The sequence below is a fragment of the Micromonospora yasonensis genome (assembly GCF_026013475.1).
In the GTDB taxonomy this organism is placed as follows: Bacteria; Actinomycetota; Actinomycetes; order Mycobacteriales; family Micromonosporaceae; genus Micromonospora; species Micromonospora yasonensis.
This window is the reverse complement of record NZ_JAPDPH010000469.1, coordinates 1-881: the sequence shown is the minus strand read 5'-3', so window position 1 is coordinate 881 and position 881 is coordinate 1. Positions and strand designations below refer to the sequence as shown.

The following is an 881-nucleotide window of genomic DNA, read 5'->3' as shown; positions in this document are numbered from 1 at the left end:
CCGCTCTCGCCGGCGCGACCCGGCGCGCGGTCACGGCGGGCGCCGGGGACGCCGGGGCGACGCTGGTGGACCGCCTGGCCGACCTCGACGCGGACGAGCGGCGGGCGGCGCTGGAGGATCTGCTGCGGACGACGGTCGCGGTGGTGCTCGGTCACGCGACCGCCGAGTCCATCCAGCTCGGGCGGGCCTTCCGGGACCTCGGGTTCGACTCGTTGACCTCGGTCGAGCTACGCAACCGGCTGAGCACGGTGACCGGGCTACAGCTGCCGGCCACCCTGGTCTTCGACCACCCCACCCCGGCGGCCGTGGTCGGATACCTCACCGGACGGCTGCCCGGCCGGGCCGAGCAGGCCACCCCGGCCAGGCTGGCGGTACGGGCGCCCGCCGCCGACGAGCCGATCGCGATCGTGGGGATGGCGTGCCGCTATCCGGGCGGGGTCGGCAACCCGGAGGAGTTGTGGGAGCTGCTGGCGTCCGGCACCGACGCGATCGGGGAGTTCCCGACCGACCGTGGTTGGCGGATGGAGCGGCTCTACGACCCGCGCCCCGAGCACGCCGGCACCACGTACGCGCGGGAGGCCGGGTTCATCACCGGGGCCACCGACTTCGACGCCGCCTTCTTCGGGATCAGCCCCCGGGAGGCGACCGCGATGGACCCGCAGCAGCGGCTGCTGCTGGAGACCGCGTGGGAGAGCATCGAGCGGGCCGGCATCGACCCGACCACGTTGCGGGGCACCGCCACCGGCGTCTTCACCGGGCTCGCCTTCGACGAGTACGGGCCCAGGATGCACGAGGCGCCGGAGGCGTACGAGGGGTTCCTGCTGACCGGCAACACGACGAGTGTGGCGTCCGGACGGATCGCGTACGTCCTCGGGCTGGAA

General features: G+C 74.3%; 1 protein-coding gene. It reads left to right on the top strand.

Features of this window, described 5'->3' with window-relative positions; translation table 11 throughout:
- The coding region (locus tag ONA70_RS36390; RefSeq protein WP_265011007.1) for an acyl carrier protein at positions 1–881 on the top strand (881 nt) is incomplete at both ends.